The following is a 20593-nucleotide window of genomic DNA, read 5'->3' as shown; positions in this document are numbered from 1 at the left end:
GCTCGGGCCCGCCGGCCGCGGAGCCGTCGGGCGTGTCCGCGGGCGCGGGCGCGCCGCCGCCACCGTCGGGGCCGCCGCCGTCCGGGCCGGGGCCGTCGTCCTCGGGGCCGCTCCCCTCGGGGCCCTCGCCGGGCTGCTCCCCCTCCGAGGGCCGCTCCGCGGGCTCGGGCTCCTCGGGCCCGGCGTGCTCCTCCAGGGTCCGCTCCAACTGCTCCTCGTCCAGCCCCGGCGCGTCGAAGGGGTTGCGCCGGCGGCGGTGCGGCAGGGCCAGCTGCGCGGCCTTGCGGACGTCCTCCTCCAGCACCTGAGTCCGGCCCGCCCAAGCGGCCAGCGCGACGGCGGTGCGGGCCATCACGATGTCCGCGCGCAGCCCGTCCACCTCGAAGGCGGCGCAGACGGCGGTGATCTGGCGCAGCGCCGTGTCGGTCAGCTCCACCTCGGGCAGCAGCTCCCGGGCCGCGGTGATCCGCCCGGCGAGCGCGCGCTCGTCCTCGGCGAACCGCGCGGCGAACCCGGCCGGGTCGGCGTCGTACGCCAGCCGGCGGCGGACCACCTCGGCGCGCTCGGCCGGCTCCCGGGTGGCGGCGATCTCCACGGTCAGGCCGAACCGGTCGAGCAGCTGCGGGCGCAGCTCGCCCTCCTCCGGGTTCATCGTGCCGACCAGCAGGAACCGCGCCGCGTGCCGCACCGAGACGCCCTCGCGCTCCACGTAGGAGCGGCCCATCGCGGCCGCGTCCAGCAGCAGGTCCACCACGTGGTCCTGGAGCAGGTTGACCTCGTCGATGTAGAGCACGCCCCGGTGCGCCCGGGCCAGCAGGCCCGGCTCGTACGCCTTCACGCCCTCGGCCAGCGCGCGTTCCAGGTCCAGCGAGCCGACGATCCGGTCCTCGGAGACGCCGACCGGCAGCTCGACCAGCCGGGCCGGGCGGTGGGTCTCGTCGGCGCCGTCGTGCGCGCCGTCCGGGCAGGCCGGGTCCGGCGCGGCCGGGTCGCAGGCGAAACGGCAGCCGTCGACGGCGGCGATGGACGGGAGCAGACCGGCCAGCGCCCGCACCATGGTCGACTTGGCGGTGCCCTTCTCACCCCGCACCAGCACGCCGCCGACGGCCGGGGAGACCGCGTTGAGCAGCAGCCCGAGCCGCAGGTCGGCCATTCCGACGATCGCGGTGAAGGGGTAGCGGACGTCACTCATGATTCTCCAAGGGGGCCCCGGGCGGCAGGAACGGCAGCGAACCCGCGGCCGGCACCCCGCCCTCGATCAGCTTCCACAGCGCGTCGGTGTCCGCGTGCTCCTCGATCAGGTCGCCCAGCCGGTCCAGCCGGGCCTCGCGCGCCTCGGCGAACGAGGTGTCCGGCGCGGGCACGAACGCCCGGCCCGACAGAGCGGCGACCTCGCGCAGCAGCGCGCGCCGGAAGCCGTCGTTCTCCAGCGCGCCGTGCCAGGTCGTGCCCCAGACCGCCCCCACCCGGCAGCCGTCCAGGAACGCCTCTCCGCCCTCCACGGTGACGATCCCGTGGTGGATCTCGTACCCCTGGACCGGCTGCCCGTAGGCCTCGCCGACCGGCCGGCCGAGCACCTTCTCGGCGCCGAACCGGACGTGCGTCGGGAGCAGCCCGAGGCCGTCGACGGCACCGGCCTTCGACTCGACGTCGTCGTGGATGGCGCGCGCGAGCATCTGGTAGCCGCCGCAGACGCCGAGGACCGGCAGCCCGGCCGCGGCCCGGGCCCTGAGGGCCGGCTCCAGGCCGCGCTCGCGCAGCCAGGCCAGGTCGGCGACGGTGGCCCGGGTGCCGGGCAGGATCACCAGGTCGGCGTCGGCCAGCTCCTCGGGCCGGGTGGCCCAGCGGACCAGCACCCCGGGCTCCTGGGCCAGCGCGTCCACGTCGGTGAAGTTGGACAGCCGGGGGAAGCGCACCACGGCCACCCGCAGCACGTCGGCGCCGAGCGGCCCGCGCCCCTCGGCGCGGTCCACCACGGTGGTCAGGTCCAGGGAGTCCTCGGCGTCCAGCCAGAGCCCGGACAGCATCGGCAGGGTGCCCAGCACCGGACGGCCGGTCAGCTCGCGCAGCATCTCCAGCCCGGGCGCCAGCAGTCGCGCGTCGCCGCGGAACTTGTTGACGAACCAGCCCGCCACATGGCGCTGGTCCTGCTCCGACAGCAGCGCCAGCGTCCCGTACATCGCGGCGAACACGCCGCCGCGGTCGATGTCGCCGACCACCACGACCGGCAGGCCGGCGGCGGTGGCCAGGCCCATGTTGGCGATGTCCCGGTCCCGCAGGTTGATCTCGGCGGGCGATCCGGCGCCCTCGCAGACCACCACGTCGTAGCGCCGGCGCAGGTCGGCCAGGCACTCCAGGGCGCGCTCCAGCAGGACGGGCTTGCGGTCGCGGTAGTCCAGCGCGCCGACCTCGGCGACCGCCCGGCCGAGCAGCACCACCTGGCTGCGGCCGTCCGCGCCGGGCTTCAGCAGCACCGGGTTCATCGCCGCCTCGGGCTCCACCCGGGCCGCCTGGGCCTGCATCGCCTGGGCGCGGCCGATCTCGGCCCCGTCGGCGGTGACGAAGGAGTTCAGCGACATGTTCTGCGCCTTGAACGGCGCCACGGCGACGCCCTGCCGGGCCAGCCAGCGGCAGATGCCCGCGGTGACCACGCTCTTGCCGGCGTCCGAGGTCGTCCCGGCGACCAGCAGTGCGTTGCTCATGCGCTCCCCCTTCTCGTCCCCGCCTTGAGTGCCTGCACGACGGCGTGCCCGGCGACGGTCGTACCCAGTGCGAGCAGTCCCACCCGGCGGGAGAGCCGGCAGGCGCGCTCGATGTCGTCCACCGTCACCGGTCGCAGCTCGCCGCCCAGTACCGGCCGGTGCTCGACCCGGGCGCCGTACCGCAGGGTGCCGCCGAGCCGCACGCCGACCGCGCCGGCGAAGGCCGACTCGGCCTGGCCCGCGTTCGGGCTGGGGTGGGCGGAGCCGTCCCGGCGCCAGACCCGCCAGGCCGTCCGGGGCTCGGGCGCGGCGGCGACGGTCAGCAGCGCGGTCAGCCGCGCGCCCGGCCAGCCCGCCACGTCGTCCAGCCGCGCCGAGGCCCAGCCGAACCGGGCGTGGCGCGGCGAGCGGTGGCCGACCATCGCGTCCAGGGTGTTGACCGCGCGGAACGCCAGCAGCCCGGGCGTGCCCGCGAGGGCGCCCCAGACGAGTGCGTTGACCACGGCGTCGGCGGTGTTCTCGGCGACCGACTCGACCACCGCGCGGGCGATCTGCCCCTCGTCGAGGGCGCTCGGGTCCCGCCCGCACAGGTGCGGCAGCCGCTGCCGCGCCGCCGTCAGGTCGTGCGCGGCGAGCGAGCGTCCGATCGTGCGGGCCTCGCGGGTGAGCGAGGTGCCGCCGAGCACCGTCCAGGTCGCGGCGGCGGCCAGCGCGGCCCGCCCGAGCGGCCGGCGGCCCAGGGTGCGGTCGGCCGCCAGCGCGCCGGCCGCGACGGTGCCCACGCAGAGCGCCGTGAAAGCCGTTCCGACGGCGCGGTCGTCCCGCCAGATCCGCCGCTCCAGCCGGCCGGCCGCACCGCCGAAGACGGCCACCGGGTGGCCGCGGCGCGGGTCGGCGAAGCGGGCGTCGGCGAGGTACCCGGCCGCGGCCCCCAGGGCGAAGGCGGCGGCGCGGGTCAGCGGGCGCACGGTGGACAGCAGAGGGCTCGGAAGGTCGGGGCAGCCTGCATCGCGTGCGTGTCCTCACTCAGGGTCCGCGCCCTGGATCGACGTACCGGGGGCGAGAGTCTCCTGGCTTCCGGGTCGAACGCACCCCCGGGCCCGGCGGCGGCTTCTGACGGCCCGCCGCGGTGGGCCCCCTCCGGCGCCGTGGCCGGCGGAGGAGGGACTCCGAGTGTGCTCCCCGGTGACAGTGGCGGGACCGCGCCGGACTCGCACCGGCTTCCTCTGCATGCCTCCGTTTGGCTGAAGGATCCCATCACGCGGCCGAACCGTGCGTCAACCAAGGTCACGGAGGGGTTGGTCACAGCGGAGCCGGGCCGCCCGACCCCGTCACTACCTCCGATCGGCACCCCCCGCAGGGGCATGACAGCCTGTGCGATCGTCCAGTCGCCCGGAGGAGCCTCCGGGCCCGCTTCGTGTGTTCGGCGGCTGGGGGGCGGCCGGACCACCCCCTACCGTCGGGCCATGCGACGCAGACAGCCACCCGCCGTGCCCCCGGTGCCCTTCTCGCCCGCGGCCGCCCGCGCGCACCGCGCCGGCCTCGGGCTGACCCCCGAGCAGGTGGTCGAGGGCATGGCCGCGCACGGCGTCCGGCTGCTGCCCTCCCACGTGCTCGGCTGGGAGAGCGGCGAGCTGCGCCCCGCCGAGGACGAGTTCATCGCCCTGGCCCGGGCGCTCTGGTGCCCGCCGGCCCAGCTGATGGGCGTCCGCCCGGCCCGGCTGCGGGACTTCCGGGTCGCCCGGGAGCTCAACCAGGAGAGCGCGGCCCACCGGATCGGCCTCGCACTGGACCGGTACCAGCGGGCCGAGGCGACCGGTCAGTGGGACGGCGACCAGGAGCAGACCTACGCGCTGGCCCAGGTGCTCGGCACGACCCTGCGCGAGCTGGTCGCGGTGACCGGCCGGGCGCAGGAGCTGGACCGGCGGCTGCGGCAGTGCGTGGACGGCCGGTGGCAGGCGCAGCTCCGGCCGATCGGTCGGATCGTGCCGGTGCACGAGGGCGACCTCACCGCCGTGCTGACGGCGCTGCAGAACGAGTACCAGGTCACCTCCCACTGGGGCGCCGGCAGCTGGGGCTCCCCGGCTCCGGCGGCGGACACCCGCGCGGCGGCGGCCCGGCCGCTCGGCGAGCGGTTCTGGGAGCTGCTGGAGCGCCTGGAGACCGAGATCCCGGTCTGACGGGCCGGTACCGCGCCGCCCCCCGCGCGGCGCCTCCCCCCTCCCTGCCCTCTCCCTCTGCCGCTTCCCGTGCCGCCGTGACCAGAGGGCCGAGAACCGCGCCGCCGCTTCCCGCAGCCGCTTCCCGTGCCGCGGTGACCCGGTCAAGACCCGTGCCGCGGTGACCCGGCCAAGACCCGTGCCGCGGTGACCCGGCCAGGACCCGCGCCGCCGTGACCCGGACGGCCGCGTCCGGTGGCCGGGTGGCGCCCCCGCGAGTGGACTGGTGGGCAGACTGCCCAGTCCGCGACCAACAGAGCGGGGAGCGATATGCGTTGGGGAACCGCAGCCGCCGTGGCGGCCGCCGCCGTCGGCACCGGGGCCGCCGTCCTGCTGATCGGCCGGAGGGCCTCCGAGCGGATGGTCCGCCCGGCGGTCGGCCGTGAGCGGGCCGCCGGCCCCGTCGTGGTGCTGACCCTCGCCGCCGGACGGGCCACCTTCACCCGCGGCGCCGAGAGCGCCCGCCCCGGCCGCTGGGCCGTCGAGTGGGGCGACGGAGGGCACGCGGTGGTCGGCGAGATCCTGCACGCCGACGAGCGGGGCGTCAGCCGCCGGCTGGTCCGCGCCGACCGCGGCACCCTGGCCCCCGGTACCGCGGTCCGCTTCACGCCCCGCGTCCATCTCGGCGACCCGACCAGCGCCCTCGGCCTGCCGTACACCGAGACCGCCGTCCAGGGCGAGCTGGGCGCGCTGCCCGCCTGGCGGCTGGACGGCAAGCGGGGCACCTGGGTGATCCTGGTGCACGGCCCCGGCGCCGACCGGCAGCAGACCCTCCCGGTGATGCCCGTCCTGCACCGGCTCGCGCTGCCCGTCCTGGCCGTCACCTACCGCGGCGACGAGGGCGCGCCGGCCTCCCCGGACGGCCTCGGCCACTTCGGCGAGACCGAGTGGCGCGACGTCGAGGCGGCCCTGCGGCTGGCCCTGGACAGCGGCGCCGGGCGGGTCATCCTGTACGGCTGGTCGCTCGGCGCGACGATGGTCCTGCAGACCGCGGCCCGCTCCGCCTGGGCCTCCTCGATCCGCGGCCTGGTGCTGGACTCGCCCGTGCTCGACTGGTCGGCGACCGCGCGCCGGGGCGCCGCCCGGGCCGGCTACCGGGGCGCCGCCGCCGAGCTGGGCGCGCTCGCGGCCGAGGGCCGGGCCGGCGTGGATCTGGCCGACTTCGCCCGCCTCGCGGACGGCACCGACCTGCGGGTGCCCACGCTCCTCCTGCACGGGCCCGACGACGCGCTGGCCCCCTGGCAGGCCGCCGCCCGGCTGGCCCACCGCCGCTCCGACGTGGTCGGCCTCCAGGCCGTCCCCGGCGGCGAGCACGCCGGCCTGTGGAACGCCGACCCCGACCGCTACGAGGAGCACCTGCGGCGCTGGCTCACCCCGCTGCTCTGAGGCCCGTCGCGGGCGGCCCCAGCCGTGTTCCGGACAGCTTCTCGGGCCCCTTCCCGCACCCCGTCCGCCCCGTCTTTCCCCAGGCTGGCGTGTCCGCGTCACACAGATCCGGCCAGGCGGTTTGGCCTCTGTTGCCCGATCTTGTCGACCCCCTGCGACCACCTGTCGGGAGTCGGGGCCGATCGGATGTGACAGAAGGCCGGTACAAGGGGAAGACTGCTCGACGTGACGTCTCGGAATCCGCGCGACCGTGATGCCCAGCTCCCGCCGACGATCGGCTCCGGTGCGACGGTGACCCGTCTCCCCGGAACTGCCCACCGCCCCGCCGGCGCCAGGCCGGGCGGCTCCGGCGTACCCCGCCGACGAGGCCCCGCACCAGCCCCCGGCCGTGGCCGGGTCCCGGTGCCGGACGGCTTCCCCGCTCCCGCCGAGCTCGCCCCGCTGGCCCGTCGGATGCTGATCGACGCCGTCCGCATCGCCCGCTGGGCCGGTGAACTCGCCGAGGTCGACAAGCGCGGCGAGCTGCTCCCCGAGGACGCCCGCGACGCGGGCCGCGCCCTCGCCATGACGGTGGGCGCCGCCGGCAAGGCCTGGGGCCAGGCCCTGCTGGTCGGCCTGGTCGAGGCCCGGGACGGCGGCGCCGCCCCCGGCTGGCGCCTGCACGCCTGGGAGCACGACGACGAGGCCGTGGTCCGCGGCTGGTCCGCCCTGTTCGACGCCTGGACGCTGCTCGCCCCGGTGCCGCCCGCCGCCCTGCGCGGCGTGTTCGCGGTACTCGCCGGGCAGGCCGTCGACCAGGCGCCGCAGCTGCTCTCCTTCCTCCACCTGGTGGCCGGCCCGGTCGCCGACAGCGAACTGCTGGAGCTGCTGCGCCGGGGCCTGGACGAGCGCCGGGTCGGCGGCGGCGACGGCGCGCTGGGCCTCTCGCCCGTGCCGCACGCCGCCTCCGCGGTCTCGGCCGTCCGCGGCACCTGCCGCGAGCCGCAGATCGACACCCCGGCCGCGCCCTCCGACGTGGCGGCCGTCCTGGACTGGATGCTGGACGGCCTGGCCGCGGTCGGCGCGGTGGTCCGCAAGGACGACGCCGCCGAGCTCTCCCCGCTCGGGCACTGGGCGGTGCGGGCCAAGCTGGAGGAGATCTGCACCGTCGCGCAGACCGCCGCCGGGCACATCGAGCAGAGCGCCTTCGAGCTGCTCAACGCCTGCGCCGACTACTCGCCGGGCCCGGCCCGGGCCGAGTTCCGCGCCTGGGTGGCGGCCCGACCGGCCGACCGGGCGGTGGCCGAGCTGCTGGACGCCGCCCAGGGTGACGACGCACTGGTGCGCGGCCTCGCCTTCGAGGCGCTGCGAGTGGCCGGCTCCACCGCCGAGCAGGCCGTCCGGGCGGCCGTGGACGCCCCGGTGCTGCGCCCCTACGCGCTGCTCTGGCTGGCCGAGCAGTCGGACGAGGGCGTCGCCCCGGCCGATGTGCTGGGCGCGGAGGACGCCGCCTGGCTCTGGGTGGACACGGCGGCCGCGGTGCTCGACCACGGCGAGACCGAGCTGCTGGTGGGCCATGTCGAGGGCGCCTCGGCCGGTGACCCGGTCCGGCTGTTCGCCCGGGCCCGGCAGTCCGGCCACCCGCGGGCGGCGTCGGTGCTGACCGCGGTCTCCGGCGTCCACCCGGACCCGGTCGTGGCCCGCGCGGCCCGGCGCTCGGCCTTCAGCGTCCACCGCGGCGGCGCGTAGCCGTCAAGGCGCACCGCGGCGGCGCGGAGCCGCTCGGGCCTGACCGCGGCGGCCGACGGCCGCCACCCGGCCCGGCAGGGCCGCAGCCGGCCGCCACGGGGCCGCACGCCGCCCGCACGGCCGTCACCACCGGCCCGGCAAGGGCCGCAGGGCATGCGAGAGGGCCCGGATCCGTCGAGCGGATCCGGGCCCTTCGTCGTACGTCCCTCGGGGTCAGCCGAGCCGGGACTCCGCCCGGCGCGCCCGGACGTCCCCGACCTTCTGGCCGACCTTGCGCCGGATCACCAGCAGCGGGGCCATCGCGGCGAGCGCGATCTGGCCGTAGGCGCCGATGTGCAGCAGGTAGTCGCCGCCCTTCAGGCCGGTCGCCCAGGCCGCCAGGCAGCCGATCGAGAGCACGATCCAGCAGAGCGTCGCGGTGGCCAGCAGCCCCTGCGGCTTCGGGTACTCGATCCGGCTCATCATCAGGTACGCGGTACCGGCGATGGCGAGCAGACCGGGCAGGAACGGCGGGTCGAGCAGCACGATGGCGATCACCGTCATGGCGCCCATCGGGCAGGGCATGCCCTGGAACACCCCGGGTCGCATCTTCACGGCGGAGAACCGCGCCAGCCGCAGCACCACGGACAGCAGCACCGTCAGCGCGATCAGCGCCGAGAGACGGCTGTCGGAGCCCGGCGAGACCATGCCCCAGACCGCGACGAAGTAGGCCGGCGCGATGCCGAAGCTGATCAGGTCGGCCAGGTTGTCGAGTTCGGCCCCGAGGGCGGAGGAGCGCAGCTTGCGCGCCACCAGTCCGTCGAAGAGGTCGCACATCGAGCCGATCAGCAGCAGCGTCACCGCGGTGGCGGCGCTGTGCTTGTCCGGCGCGGCGTCCGGGTTGGTGATGTGCGGGACGAGGACCCCGGTGGTGATCGAGTAGATCGCCAGGAAGCCGCAGACGGCGTTCCCCAGGGTCAGGAAGTCGGCGGTGGACAGGTGCTGGGGAGAGCGCGGGGCGCGCAGCTCGCGGTCGCGCGCCCAACGGCGGCGGCGCAGGGCCGTCTCCTCGTCGTCCAGGCCGACGATCGTCTCAGGTTCAGTCACGGTCAAGGCGCGTCACCCCGGCTGTGGTCTTCTGGCCGACCTCGACGCCGACCTCGACGCCGGCCGGCAGGTAGGTGTCGACCCGGGACCCGAAGCGGATCAGACCGATCCGATCGCCCTGCTCGACCTTGGTACCGGCGTCGACGTACGGCACGATGCGGCGGGCCACGGCCCCCGCGATCTGCACCATCTCGATGTCGCCGAGCTCGGTGTCGAAGTGCCAGACGACCCGCTCGTTCTGGTCGCTGTCCTTGTTGAACGCGGGCACGAAACCACCCGCGACGTGCTCGACGGAGGTCACGGTGCCGGGCAGGGGCGCCCGGTTGACGTGGACGTTGAGCGGGCTCATGAAGATCGCCACCCGGGTGCGGCCGTCCGGCCAGGCGTCGATGCTCTGCACCACGCCGTCGGCGGGGGAGATCACTCTGCCCGTGCCGATCTCACGCTCGGGGTCGCGGAAGAACCACAGCATGCCGGCGCTGAGCGCACAGGCGGGCACCGCCGCCAGGGCCCACGCGCCATTGCGCCGGGTGAGGGCGGTGGTCACGGCTGCCGTGGCGAGGGTGGGGACGAACCAGGGGGTGGCTCCGCGCGCGATGGTCACGCGGGGTCGCCGGCCGGCCGTCGTGGCGGCGAGGGCATCGCTGTCCGTGACGGAGGTGTGAGGGGACGGGCTGATGGGCATCGAAGACCTTTGTCGCGGGGGATCATGGCCGCTGGACGGGGGCCACCGCGGGGATCGAGTAATAAAGGGACGGCGTCTGTCCCGGTGGATGCTATCGGGACCACACGGTGGGTGGGCAACCCGCCTGCTCGGTCATGTGTCCTGCGTGCGGCGCAGCTGCGCCTTCTGTGTATACGACCGTAGCTCGACCCGCTCCGGTTCCCAAGGGTCCGGGCAGGGCTGGTGACTCTTGTCTCAACAGGCATGCCCGGGGAACCCCGGGCCGTCGGCGCAGGGGCGCGCGCGGGGTGCGCCGAAGCGGCCGCAAGGCGCGTGACAGCAGCTGTACGCCCTACGGCCGCTTCGGGAGCCGTGCCGGACCCCAGGCGGACCAGGCCGGGGTCGTGGTGGCACGGCGGGGTGCCGGGACGGGCCCGCACGCCCGTCGACCGGCCGTCACCGGGCCGTCAACCCGCCGGGCGGAGCGTCACCGCGCCGCCCGGGCGAGTCTTCGTGCTGGTCGTCCTCACTCCGCGATGCGGTACTCCTCCAGCAGACGACGTCCGACGATCATCTTCTGGATCTCCGCAGTACCTTCACCGATGAGCAGCATCGGAGCCTCGCGGTAGAGGCGCTCGATCTCGTACTCCTTGGAGAAGCCGTAGCCGCCGTGGATGCGGAAGGCGTCCTCGACGACCTCCTTGCAGTACTCGGAGGCGAGGTACTTGGCCATGCCGGCCTCGAGGTCGTTGCGCTCGCCGCTGTCCTTCTTGCGGGCGGCCATCACCATCATCTGGTGGGCGGCCTCGACCTTGGTGGCCATCTCGGCGAGCTTGAACTGGATCGCCTGGTGCTCGGCGATCTTCTTGCCGAAGGTGGAGCGCTGCTGGGCGTAGGAGATGCCCAGCTCGAAGGCGCGGCGGGCGACGCCGCAGCCGCGCGCGGCCACGTTGACGCGGCCGACCTCGACGCCGTCCATCATCTGGTAGAAGCCCTTGCCCGGGGCACCGCCGAGGACGCGGTCGGCCGGGACGCGGACGTCCTGGAGGATCAGCTCGGTGGTGTCGACGCCCTTGTAGCCCATCTTCTCGATCTTGCCGGGCACGGTGAGCCCGGGGACGGTCGGGTTCGGGCCGAAGCCCGCCGTCTTCTCGATCAGGAAGGTGGTCATGTTCTTGTACGGGGAGCTGCCGCCCTCGTCGGTCTTGCAGAGCACCGCGACCAGGGTGGACGTGCCGCCGTTGGTGAGCCACATCTTCTGGCCGTTGAGGACGTAGGAGTCCCCGTCCCTGACGCCCTTGGTGGAGATCGCGGAGACGTCGGAGCCGAGGCCCGGCTCGGACATCGAGAAGGCGCCGCGGATCTCGCCGACGGCCATCTTCGGCAGGAAGTAGTCCTTCTGCTCCTGGGTGCCGTGCGCGTTGATCATGTGGGCCACGATGAAGTGGGTGTTCACGATGCCGGAGACGGACATCCAGCCGCGTGCGATCTCCTCCACCACCAGGGCGTAGGTGAGGAGCGATTCGCCGAGGCCGCCGTACTCCTCGGGAATGGTGAGGCCGAAGAGGCCGAGCTGCTTCATCCCCTCCACGATGGCGGTGGGGTACTCGTCCTTGTGCTCCAGCTCGGTCGCGACCGGAATGATCTCCTTGTCGACGAAATCCCGCACGGTGGCGAGGATGTCCCGCTGGATCTCGGTGAGGCCGTCGGTCTGTGCGAGGCGTCCCATCGTGCGGCTCCTGTGGCGAAAGAGGGAGAGGGTGGGGGAGGGCAGAACAGCGGGGGGGGGATTTTCCGGGGGCCCTGCCGGCGTGGCTGCGGCAGCAGGGCCCCCGGTACCGGGGTGGGGATCGGCCGATGACGGCGGCCTACCCCTCCGGGGCTCCTGGGTGGTACGGCTCTGGACGGGCTAGGACAGCGGAGTCGGGCGGCCGGGCTGCTCGCCGCCGCGCTCCTTGATGTACGTCGCCGTCGGCACCATCACCTTGCGGCGGAAGATGCAGACGACCGTGCCGTCCTGCTTGTAGCCCTTGGTCTCGACGTACACGATGCCGCGGTCGTCCTTGGACTTGGACGGCCACTTGTCGAGCACGGTGGTCTCGCCGTACAGGGTGTCGCCGTGGAAGGTCGGCGCGATGTGGCGCAGCGACTCGATCTCCAGATTGGCGATCGCCTTGCCGGAGACGTCCGGGACGGACATTCCGAGCAGCAGCGAGTAGATGTAGTTGCCGACCACGACGTTCTTGCCGAAGTCGGTCGTCCGCTCCGCGTAGTTGGTGTCCATGTGGAGCGGATGGTGGTTCATGGTGAGCAGACAGAAGAGGTGGTCGTCGTACTCGGTGACCGTCTTGCCGGGCCAGTGCTTGTAGACAGCGCCGACCTCGAACTCCTCGTAGGTGCGTCCGAACTGCATCTCAATGGTCCTTAGGAGGTCAGGAGGGGTCAGGCCTGCGGGGGCTCGAACTTGGAGGTGCGCTCGAACCCGGCGGCGCGGCCCTTGCCCGCGATGACCAGGGCCATCTTGCGGCTGGCCTCGTCGATCATCTCGTCGCCGAGCATCGCGGAGCCCTTGGCACCGCCCGCCTCGGAGGTGCACCAGTCGTAGGCGTCGAGGATCAGCTCGGCGTGGTCGTAGTCCTCCTGCGAGGGCGAGAAGATCTCGTTCGCGGCGGAGACCTGATCCGGGTGGAGCACCCACTTGCCGTCGAAGCCGAGCGCGGCGGCGCGGCCAGCCACCTCGCGGTAGCCCTCCTGGTTGCGGATCTGCAGGTAGGGGCCGTCGATGGCCTGCAGGTCGTTGGCGCGGGCGGCCATCAGGATGCGCATCAGGATGTAGTGGTAGGCGTCGGCCGGGTAGCCCGCCGGCTGCTCGCCGACCACCAGGGACTTCATGTTGATCGAGGCCATGAAGTCGGCCGGGCCGAAGATGATCGTCTCCAGGCGCGGGGAGGACTCGGCGATCGCGTCGACGTTGATCAGGCCCTTGGCGTTCTCGATCTGCGCCTCGATGCCGATCTTGCCGACCTCGAAGCCCATGGTCTTCTCGATCTGGGTGAGCAGCAGGTCGAGCGCCCGGACCTGCTCGGCGTCCTGGACCTTCGGCAGCATGATGCAGTCGAGGTTGGGGCCGGCGCCCTCGACGACCGTGATCACGTCGCGGTACGTCCAGTGGGTGGTCCAGTCGTTGACGCGGACGACCTTGGTCTTCTTGCCCCAGTCACCGTTGTTCAGCGCGTCGACGATGTTGTGCCGGGCGCTCTCCTTGACCAGCGGGGCGCAGGCGTCCTCCAGGTCGAGGAAGACCTGGTCGGCCGGGAGGCCCTGGGCCTTCTCCAGGAAGCGCGGGTTGCTGCCCGGTACGGCGAGGCAGGAGCGGCGGGGGCGGAGCCGGTTGACGGGGGTGTCGCTGGCGTTGCTCATGAGGGGTGGTCAGTTCCTTCCACGATCAGCTGGTGGACGCGGCGGTGGTGGGCGTCCACGGCTGGAGCCTGTTGGCCAGCCGGATCTCGTCCACGATCCGGCCGATGATGGTGGTGATGCCGAAGTCCTTCGGGGTGAACACGGCGGCGACGCCGGCGGCCTTGAGGGCCTCGCCGTCCGCTGCCGGGATGATGCCACCCACGATCACCGGGACATCCTCCACCCCGGCCCGGCGGAGCCGGTGCAGGACGTCGGGCACCAGCTCGGAGTGCGCCCCCGAGAGGATCGACAGGCCCACGCAGTGCACGTCCTCCGCGACGGCGGCCGAGACGATCTGCTCGGGCGTCAGCCGGATGCCCTGGTAGACCACCTCGAACCCGGCGTCACGGGCCCGGACGGCTATCTGCTCGGCGCCGTTGGAGTGTCCGTCCAGGCCGGGCTTGCCGACCAGCAGGCGCAGCTTGCCGACGCCGAGCTCGGCGGCGGTGGCGGCGACCGCCTCGCGGACCGCGGCCAGCTCGCCGCCGGGCTCGGCGGCCACCGCGACCGGCGCGCCGCCGACGCCGGTGGGCGCGCGGTACTCGCCGAAGACCTCGCGCAGGGCGAAGGCCCACTCGCCGGTGGTGACCCCGGCGCGGGCGCAGGCGAGCGTCGCCTCCATCAGGTTGACGTCGGTGCCGGCGATGGCCTTGAGCTCCTCCAGCGCCTGCTGGGCGGCGGCCTCGTCGCGCTGGCCGCGCCACTCCTCCAGTGCGGCCAGCACGGACTGCTCGGAGGCCGGGTCGACCACCATGATCGCGGTGTCGAGGTCGGCCGTGAGCGGGCTCTCCTCAGTGGTGTCGAAGCAGTTGACCCCGATGATCTTGTCCTCGCCGGACTCGATCCGGGCCCGCCGAGCCGCGTGCGAGGCGACCAGGTTGGACTTCAGGTAGCCGGACTCGACGGCCGGGATGATGCCCCGGTTGCCCGCCTTGACGCCCATCTCCAGCACCTTGGCGATCTCGGCCTCGGCGCCGGCCAGCAGCTCGGCGGTCTTGGTCTCGATCACCTCGGAGCCGTTGAAGAGGTCCCCGTACTCCAGCAGGTCGGACTCGTAGGCGAGCACCTGCTGGATCCGCAGCGACCACTGCTGGTCCCACGGGCGGGGCAGGCCGAGCGCCTCGTTCCAGGCGGGCAGCTGGACGGCCCGGGCCCGGGCGTCCTTGGAGAGCGTGACGGCGAGCATCTCCAGCACGATCCGCTGGACGTTGTTCTCCGGCTGCGCCTCGGTCAGGCCCAGCGAGTTGACCTGGACGCCGTAGCGGAAGCGGCGCTGCTTGGCGTCCTGGATGCCGTAGCGCTCCAGCGTGACCTTCTCCCAGAGCTGGGCGAAGGCGCGCATCTTGCACATCTCCTCGACGAAGCGCACGCCGGCGTTGACGAAGAAGGAGATCCGGGCGACCACCTCGCCCATCCGCTCGGCCGGCACCTGGCCGGAGTCGCGCACCGCGTCCAGCACCGAGATCGCGGTGCACATCGCGTAGGCGATCTCCTGGACCGGGGTGGCGCCGGCCTCCTGCAGGTGGTAGCTGCAGATGTTGATCGGGTTCCACTTGGGGATGTTGCCGACGGTGTAGGCGATCATGTCGGTGATCAGCCGGACCGAGGGCCCGGGCGGGAAGACGTGCGTCCCGCGCGAGAGGTACTCCTTGACGATGTCGTTCTGGGTGGTGCCGGTGAGCTTGGCGATGTCGGCGCCCTGCTCCTCCGCGACCACCTGGTAGAGCGCCAGCAGCCACATCGCGGTGGCGTTGATCGTCATCGAGGTGTTGGTCTGTTCGAGCGGGATGCCCTCGAACAGGGCCCGCATGTCCCCGACGTGGCCCACCGGGACGCCGACCCGGCCGACCTCGCCGCGGGCGAGGACGTGGTCCGAGTCGTAGCCGGTCTGGGTCGGCAGGTCGAAGGCCACCGACAGGCCGGTCTGCCCCTTGGCGAGGTTCTTGCGGTAGAGCGCGTTGGAGTCGCTCGCGGTCGAGTGCCCCGCGTAGGTGCGCATCAGCCAGGGGCGGTCGCGTCCGGCCATCAGACGTTCCGGAAGCGGTTGATGGCGTCGATGTGCTTCGCCCGGAACTCCGCGTCCCGCACGCCCAGGCCCTCCTCCGGCGCCAGGCAGAGCACGCCGACCTTGCCCTGGTGCTTGTTGTGGTGCACGTCGAGGGCGGCCTGGCCGGTGTCCTCCAGCGAGTAGACCTTCGAGAGCGTCGGGTGGATCTTGCCCTTGGCGATCAGGCGGTTGGCCTCGAACGCCTCGCGGTAGTTGGCGAAGTGCGAGCCGACGATGCGCTTGAGCGACATCCACAGGTAGCGGTTGTCGTACTGGTGCATGAAGCCCGAGGTGGAGGCACAGGTGACGATGGTGCCGCCCTTGCGGGTGACGTAGACCGAGGCGCCGAAGGTCTCGCGGCCCGGGTGCTCGAAGACGATGTCCACGTCCTCGCCGCCGGTGAACTCGCGGATCTTCGCGCCGAGCCGCTTCCACTCGCGCGGGTCCTGGTTGTTCTCGTCCTTCCAGAACTTGTACCCCTCGGCGGAGCGGTCGATGATCGCCTCGGCGCCCATCGCCCGGCAGATCTCGGCCTTCTGGTCGTTGGAGACCACGCAGATCGGGGTGGCGCCGCCGGCCAGCGCGTACTGGGTGGCGTACGAGCCGAGGCCGCCGCTGGCGCCCCAGATCAGCACGTTGTCGCCCTGCTTCATGCCCGCGCCGTTGCGCGAGACCAGCTGGCGGTAGGCGGTGGAGTTGACCAGGCCGGGGGAGGCGGCCTCCTCCCAGGTCAGGTGCTTCGGCTTCGGCAGCAGCTGGTTGGTCTTCACCAGCGCCAGCTGGGCCAGACCGCCGAAGTTGGTCTCGAAGCCCCAGATCCGCTGCTCCGGGTCCATCATCGTGTCGTTGTGGCCGTCCGGGGACTCCAGCTCGACCGAGAGGCAGTGCGCGACGACCTCGTCGCCCGGCTTCCAGGCGTTGACCCCGGCGCCGGTGCGCAGCACCACGCCCGCGAGGTCCGACCCGAGCACGTGGTACGGCAGGTCGTGGCGCTTGGTCAGCGGGGAGAGCCGGCCGTAGCGCTCCAGGAAGCCGAAGGTGGAGACCGGCTCGTAGATCGAGCTCCACACGGTGTTGTAGTTCACGGCGCTGGCCATGACGGCGACCAGGGCCTCGCCCGGGCCCAGCTCGGGCAGGGCGACCTCGTCGAGGTGGAGGGACTTGCGGGGGTCCTTGTCGCGGCTGTCGAGGCCGGCGAACATCTGCTCCTCGTCCTTGTGGAGCGTGACCGCCCGGTAGGACTCCGGCAGCTTGAGCGCGGCGAAGTCCGCCGCGGTGCTGTCGGAGTTGAGGATCGCGTCGAGGATTTCCTTCATGGCTGCCTCCGAAGGCGTACCTGTGTGAGGGGCACAGGGCGTCTGGGGGAGCCGGGAGCGGACACCGGCTTCGCTGAGATGGGTGGTTGGGTGGTCTGGCGGGTGGCCTGGCTGGGACCGTGCGGTGGATCTGCGGTGGACCTTGCTGGGCACAGCTCCCGGGGTGTGGGAGCGCCGGACGACGGCGCGCCGTGGTGGGGAGCCGCGGCGCCGCGACTGGTGGGTAACAAGGTAGTGGCACCCTGTGCCACTCGTAAAGACACCGGGTGTCATCAATTCAGGTGAATCAAATCCGCGTTCGAGCGCCCGCCGACGGGTGCGCGAAGGGCCCGCACCGGATCGTCGGTACGGGCCCTTCGAACTGCTCTGACCTGCGGAAACGCTAGCTCTCAGGCATGCCTGGCGCTGCTCAGCGCGGCCCTGATGCTGTCCACCACGACGTCCAGCGGAGCGTCGGTCCGGGCCACTGTGATGAGTACCTCACCTCCGGGGCTGGCACTCAGTGCGCTCGCGGCCGCCTCCTCCAGGGGGGTCACACTGGCACCGGGTGCCACCAGGGACCCCCGCCGTCTCACCCCCGGCGCCGCGGAGGCCCAGAAGGTCCGCCGGATCACCTCGAAGGAGTGGTCCAGCTGCGCCTCCACGTCGCCCCGGCCACCGGCCCTCAGCCAGCGCCGCAGCACGTGGTTGTGGGCCGCGACGACCGCCGCCGCCGACACCTCGGCCAGCATCGAGTCGTCCTCGCCGGCCCGCTGCCAGCCCGAGGGGATCTCGCCCCCGGTGTCGAACCGGCCCAGCAGGTAGCGGGTGAACAGCCGCTCGTACCGGGCCACCACGGCGATCTCCCGCTCGCGCAGCGCCGGCACCTGACGGATCAGCTGGTACCGGGCGACCGAGACCGCCGGGGTGGAGGCGTACATCCGCAGCACCTCCTTGATGCCGCGGCAGACCACGTCCAGCGGGTGCTCGTCGGCCTCGGCACTGGCCAGCAGGTCGGCCACCCGGACGAGGGTGTCGTCGTGGTCCGGGAAGATCGCCTCCTCCTTGGACCGGAAGTACCGGAAGAAGGTCCGCCGGGCCACGCCGGCGGCCGCGGCGATCTGGTCGACCGTGGTCTCCTCGTAGCCCTGCGAGGCGAAGAGCTCCATCGCCGCCGTGGCCAGGTCCTGACGCATCTGCTGGCGCTGCGCGGCCGCCCGGCGGTTGCCGGGATTCCCCTCGGCGCCGGCCCCGGACGGCCGGTCGGCGCCGCGCGGTCCGGCGGAGTGCTGCGGGGAGGCTGACTGAACCCGATCCATGCCCGGAACGCTACACGCCCCCGGCGCCGGCGCCGCGGGCCTTCCCCGTCGTACCGGGGCGACCGGTCCGGTCACGGCCGGTCTCGGCCAGCGCGCCGACACCGCCCCGGGGCTCCAGCCGGTGCGCGGCGGCCCGTACCCGGGCTGCCCCGGCAGGAGCGGTGCCGGGCCGGCCGGGCCCGTCCCGGTGGGGCCCGCGCCCAGCGGCGCGGCGCCCCCGACCGACGGCGTGGTCACCGGCGCGCGTGGTCGCGGAACCCGCGGCCGGTCTTGCGGCCCAGGCAGCCGGCCGCCACCAGGTGCTCCAGCAGCGGCGCCGCCGCCAGGCCCGGCTCGCGGAACTCCTGGTGCAGCACCTGCTCGATGGTCAGCGAGACGTCCAGGCCGACCACGTCCAGCAGCTCGAACGGGCCCATCGGGTAGCCGCAGCCGAGCTTCATCGCGGTGTCGATGTCGTCCACCGTCGCGTAGTGCTCCTGCAGCATCCGCACGGCGTCGTTCAGGTACGGGAAGAGCAGCGCGTTCACGATGAACCCGGCCCGGTCGCCGCACTCCACCGGGTGCTTGCGCACCTTGGCGCAGATCTCCAGCGCCGTCGCGGTGACGTCCGGCGCGGTCAGCACGGTGGAGACCACCTCGACCAGCTTCATGGCCGGCGCCGGGTTGAAGAAGTGCAGGCCGATCACGTCCTGCGGCCGCGAGGTGGCCGCCGCGCAGCTGATCACCGGCAGCGAGGAGGTGGTGGTGGCGAGCACCGCGCCCGGCTTGACGATCTTGTCCAGGGTGGCGAACAGCTCGCGCTTGACCGCGAGGTCCTCGGCCACCGCCTCGACCACCAGGTCGACGTCGGCCAGCTCGGTGTACTGCCCGACCGGCGTCACCAGGGCCAGCGCCGCGTCGCGCTGCTCCTCGGAGAGCCGGCCCTTGGCCACCGAGCGCTCCAGCGACCGGGCCAGCTGCGCCTTGGCCCGCTCGGCCTTCTCCTGGCTGCGGGCGGCCAGCAGCACCGGGTACCCGGCCTTGGCGAACACCTCGACGATGCCGGTGGCCATCGTGCCGGAGCCGCAGACGCCGACCCGGCGCACCTCCCGGCCGGGCGCCTTCGCCGCGGTGGCCCCGGTGGCGGCGCCGACCACCTTGGACGAGCCGGGCGCCTCGTAGGTGTAGAAGCCCCGGCCGGACTTGCGGCCCAGCAGCCCGGCGGAGACCAGCTGGCCGAGGATCGGCGCGGGTGCGTGCAGCCGGTCCCGGGACTGCTCGTACATGGCCTCCAGGACGGTCCGCGCGGTGTCCACGCCGATCAGGTCGAGCAGCGCCAGCGGTCCCATCGGCAGCCCGCAGCCGAGCCGCATCGCGGCGTCGATGTCCTCGCGGGTGGCGTACTTGGACTCGAACATCGCGGCGGCCTGGTTCAGGTACGCGAAGAGCAGTCCGTTCACCACGAAGCCGGCGCGGTCGCCCGCCGCCACCGGCTCCTTGCCGAGGTCGCGGGCGAACGCCGCGGCGTCCTCGGCGACCTGCGGGGCGGTCAGCACGGTGCGGACCACCTCGACCAGCTTCATGGTGTGCACCGGGTTGAAGAAGTGCAGGCCCAGCACGCGCTCCGGGCGCGCGGTGGCGGCGGCGATCCGGGTCACCGACAGCGCGGTGGTGCCGGTGGCCAGCACCGTCGCGGGCGGGCAGATCCGGTCCAGCTCGGCGAAGAGCTCCCGCTTCAGCTCCAGCTGCTCGGGGACCTCCTCGATCACCAGGTCCGCCGCGGCGGCGGCGTCGAGCGCGTGGCCGACCGAGATCCGCGCGAGCAGCGCGGCCCGGTCCTCGGCGGTGATCCGCTCGCGGGCGACGGCGTGCGCGGTGGCCTCCTCGATCCGGGCCAGGGCCCGGGCGGCGGAGTCCTCGGTGGCCTCGATGCCGATCACTCGGCGGCCGCTCTGCGCGACCGCCACCGCGACACCGGCACCCATCGTGCCGAGGCCGACCACGGCGACCGTGGGGAAGGGACGCTCCATCTGTCCTGACTCCTTGTCATAAGGGCCCGCGCGCGCTCCGGCGGACGCGCCGCCGGAGGAGGGTCCGCGCGCGGGGGCATGGGGAGATGACGGTTGCGGCCCACCGGCGCAGCCGCCGGTCCGCTCCGGCCGTGCTGCGGGTGTGCCGTGGTACTCAGGCGCTCGGGGTGAAGGAAGCGGCTCTGATACGAGGCGAGAATCCGGCCCGCCGCGACCCGCGGCTACGACCGGTGAAGACGCACCGCCCGCCGCCGGACCGTTCCGCGCGATCACGCGCCGGCCGGCGACCCCGTCGGTGCGGCTCCCGAAGCCCGACGGTGGTGCGTGCGGACACTGTAGCGAAGCTACTCGCCAGTAGGAAGGGGGCGGGCGCCACCGGATTCCCGGCCGCCCCGGGTCGCCGCCGGCCCGCGCCCGGGGCGGCCGGGTCCCGGGGTCCGCGGCGGCCCGGGGTGCGGCCCGGGGTGCGACCCGCGGGAGTGAACGGGTGGACAGGCGTCCGCCGGAACCACCCGATAGGGGAATTCCCCCTGGTCGGCGGGCAGGACAGCATGGCCGCATGAGCACCGGAGCCGTCTCCTCCGCCGGCCTCGCCGACCCGTCCGAGCCCAGCCGGGGCGCGGCGCCCGCCGCCGCGTCCGGGCCCGCCGCCGCGCCCGACCCGTCCGCGGGCCCGGCG

General features: G+C 73.8%; 15 protein-coding genes and 1 riboswitch. Of the genes, 3 read left to right on the top strand and 12 right to left on the bottom strand.

Annotation, left to right across the window (positions count from 1 at the left end; translation table 11 throughout):
• The 3 genes from ACFWA9_RS30165 to ACFWA9_RS30155 all read right to left on the bottom strand — a co-directional run.
• On the bottom strand, positions 1–1192 hold a 1192-nt coding region (locus tag ACFWA9_RS30165), incomplete at its 3' end, for an ATP-binding protein (protein ID WP_380391193.1).
• Positions 1185–2702, bottom strand: coding sequence for a cobyric acid synthase (locus tag ACFWA9_RS30160; protein WP_380391191.1), 1518 nt, complete (start codon positions 2700–2702; stop codon positions 1185–1187). The genes ACFWA9_RS30165 and ACFWA9_RS30160, both read right to left, overlap by 8 nt.
• The gene (locus ACFWA9_RS30155) at positions 2699–3670 is read right to left on the bottom strand and encodes a cobalamin biosynthesis protein (RefSeq protein WP_352288284.1); all 972 of its coding nucleotides are present in this window, start codon (positions 3668–3670) and stop codon (positions 2699–2701) included. Before ACFWA9_RS30155 ends, ACFWA9_RS30160 begins: the two co-directional genes overlap by 4 nt.
• Positions 3671–3763: 93 nt before the next feature.
• A riboswitch (cobalamin riboswitch) is annotated at positions 3764–3956 on the bottom strand.
• Between the two features lie 212 nt (positions 3957–4168).
• On the opposite strand from ACFWA9_RS30155, the gene ACFWA9_RS30150 reads away from it, so the two are divergent.
• From ACFWA9_RS30150 to ACFWA9_RS30140, 3 genes are all read left to right on the top strand, one after another.
• Positions 4169–4882, top strand: coding sequence for a transcriptional regulator (locus ACFWA9_RS30150; RefSeq protein ID WP_352288287.1), 714 nt, complete (start codon positions 4169–4171; stop codon positions 4880–4882).
• 309 nt (positions 4883–5191) lie between these two features.
• Positions 5192–6307, top strand: a complete 1116-nt coding sequence (locus ACFWA9_RS30145; protein ID WP_352288290.1) for an alpha/beta hydrolase — start codon at positions 5192–5194, stop codon at positions 6305–6307.
• 402 nt (positions 6308–6709) lie between these two features.
• Positions 6710–8035, top strand: coding sequence for a hypothetical protein (locus tag ACFWA9_RS30140; protein WP_329490089.1), 1326 nt, complete (start codon positions 6710–6712; stop codon positions 8033–8035).
• 213 nt (positions 8036–8248) lie between these two features.
• Here the strand turns inward: ACFWA9_RS30140 and ACFWA9_RS30135 are convergent, their stop codons facing one another.
• The 9 genes from ACFWA9_RS30135 to ACFWA9_RS30095 all read right to left on the bottom strand — a co-directional run bounded on the left by ACFWA9_RS30135 (position 8249) and on the right by ACFWA9_RS30095 (position 19914).
• On the bottom strand, positions 8249–9127 hold the full coding sequence (locus ACFWA9_RS30135; protein WP_380391186.1) for a CDP-alcohol phosphatidyltransferase family protein: 879 nt from the start codon (positions 9125–9127) through the stop codon (positions 8249–8251).
• Complete coding sequence (locus ACFWA9_RS30130; RefSeq protein ID WP_329490090.1) at positions 9114–9806, bottom strand: phosphatidylserine decarboxylase; 693 nt, start codon at positions 9804–9806, stop codon at positions 9114–9116. Before ACFWA9_RS30130 ends, ACFWA9_RS30135 begins: the two co-directional genes overlap by 14 nt.
• A 505-nt stretch (positions 9807–10311) precedes the next feature.
• Positions 10312–11514, bottom strand: coding sequence for an acyl-CoA dehydrogenase family protein (locus tag ACFWA9_RS30125; RefSeq protein WP_380391183.1), 1203 nt, complete (start codon positions 11512–11514; stop codon positions 10312–10314).
• A 180-nt stretch (positions 11515–11694) separates the two neighbouring features.
• On the bottom strand, positions 11695–12198 hold the full coding sequence (locus tag ACFWA9_RS30120; protein ID WP_352288293.1) for a MaoC family dehydratase: 504 nt from the start codon (positions 12196–12198) through the stop codon (positions 11695–11697).
• Positions 12199–12227: 29 nt separating this feature from the next.
• Positions 12228–13205 (bottom strand): CoA ester lyase, encoded by a 978-nt coding sequence (locus ACFWA9_RS30115; RefSeq protein ID WP_329490093.1) that lies wholly within the window; start codon positions 13203–13205, stop codon positions 12228–12230.
• Between the two features lie 25 nt (positions 13206–13230).
• Positions 13231–15270 (bottom strand): protein meaA, encoded by a 2040-nt coding sequence (locus ACFWA9_RS30110; protein WP_380391180.1) that lies wholly within the window; start codon positions 15268–15270, stop codon positions 13231–13233.
• Positions 15270–16607 (bottom strand): crotonyl-CoA carboxylase/reductase, encoded by a 1338-nt coding sequence (gene ccrA / locus ACFWA9_RS30105; protein WP_380391177.1) that lies wholly within the window; start codon positions 16605–16607, stop codon positions 15270–15272. Before ccrA ends, ACFWA9_RS30110 begins: the two co-directional genes overlap by 1 nt.
• A 389-nt stretch (positions 16608–16996) precedes the next feature.
• Positions 16997–17905 carry a TetR family transcriptional regulator gene (locus tag ACFWA9_RS30100; RefSeq protein ID WP_352288296.1) on the bottom strand — a complete coding sequence of 303 codons (909 nt, stop codon included), beginning with the start codon at positions 17903–17905 and terminating at the stop codon, positions 16997–16999.
• A 233-nt stretch (positions 17906–18138) separates the two neighbouring features.
• Positions 18139–19914 carry a 3-hydroxyacyl-CoA dehydrogenase family protein gene (locus ACFWA9_RS30095; protein WP_380391174.1) on the bottom strand — a complete coding sequence of 592 codons (1776 nt, stop codon included), beginning with the start codon at positions 19912–19914 and terminating at the stop codon, positions 18139–18141.
• Positions 19915–20593 lie beyond the last annotated feature (679 nt).

It is taken from the genome of Kitasatospora sp. NPDC059973, assembly GCF_042737525.1.
GTDB lineage: Bacteria > Actinomycetota > Actinomycetes > Streptomycetales > Streptomycetaceae > Kitasatospora.
Note: the sequence above shows the minus strand (reverse complement) of the source record. Positions and strands in the feature narration are given on the sequence as shown.

What these genes read in the sequence shown, in the direction of transcription:
- ACFWA9_RS30160 (WP_380391191.1), bottom strand. Translation starts at nt 2,702, where the DNA reads ATGAGCAACGCACTGCTGGTCGCCGGGACGACCTCGGACGCCGGCAAG.
- ACFWA9_RS30150 (WP_352288287.1), top strand. Translation starts at nt 4,169, where the DNA reads ATGCGACGCAGACAGCCACCCGCCGTGCCCCCGGTGCCCTTCTCGCCC.
- ACFWA9_RS30145 (WP_352288290.1), top strand. Translation starts at nt 5,192, where the DNA reads ATGCGTTGGGGAACCGCAGCCGCCGTGGCGGCCGCCGCCGTCGGCACC.
- ACFWA9_RS30130 (WP_329490090.1), bottom strand. Translation starts at nt 9,806, where the DNA reads ATGCCCATCAGCCCGTCCCCTCACACCTCCGTCACGGACAGCGATGCC.
- ACFWA9_RS30125 (WP_380391183.1), bottom strand. Translation starts at nt 11,514, where the DNA reads ATGGGACGCCTCGCACAGACCGACGGCCTCACCGAGATCCAGCGGGAC.
- ACFWA9_RS30120 (WP_352288293.1), bottom strand. Translation starts at nt 12,198, where the DNA reads ATGCAGTTCGGACGCACCTACGAGGAGTTCGAGGTCGGCGCTGTCTAC.
- ACFWA9_RS30115 (WP_329490093.1), bottom strand. Translation starts at nt 13,205, where the DNA reads ATGAGCAACGCCAGCGACACCCCCGTCAACCGGCTCCGCCCCCGCCGC.
- ACFWA9_RS30110 (WP_380391180.1), bottom strand. Translation starts at nt 15,270, where the DNA reads ATGGCCGGACGCGACCGCCCCTGGCTGATGCGCACCTACGCGGGGCAC.
- ccrA (WP_380391177.1), bottom strand. Translation starts at nt 16,607, where the DNA reads ATGAAGGAAATCCTCGACGCGATCCTCAACTCCGACAGCACCGCGGCG.
- ACFWA9_RS30100 (WP_352288296.1), bottom strand. Translation starts at nt 17,905, where the DNA reads ATGGATCGGGTTCAGTCAGCCTCCCCGCAGCACTCCGCCGGACCGCGC.
- ACFWA9_RS30095 (WP_380391174.1), bottom strand. Translation starts at nt 19,914, where the DNA reads ATGGAGCGTCCCTTCCCCACGGTCGCCGTGGTCGGCCTCGGCACGATG.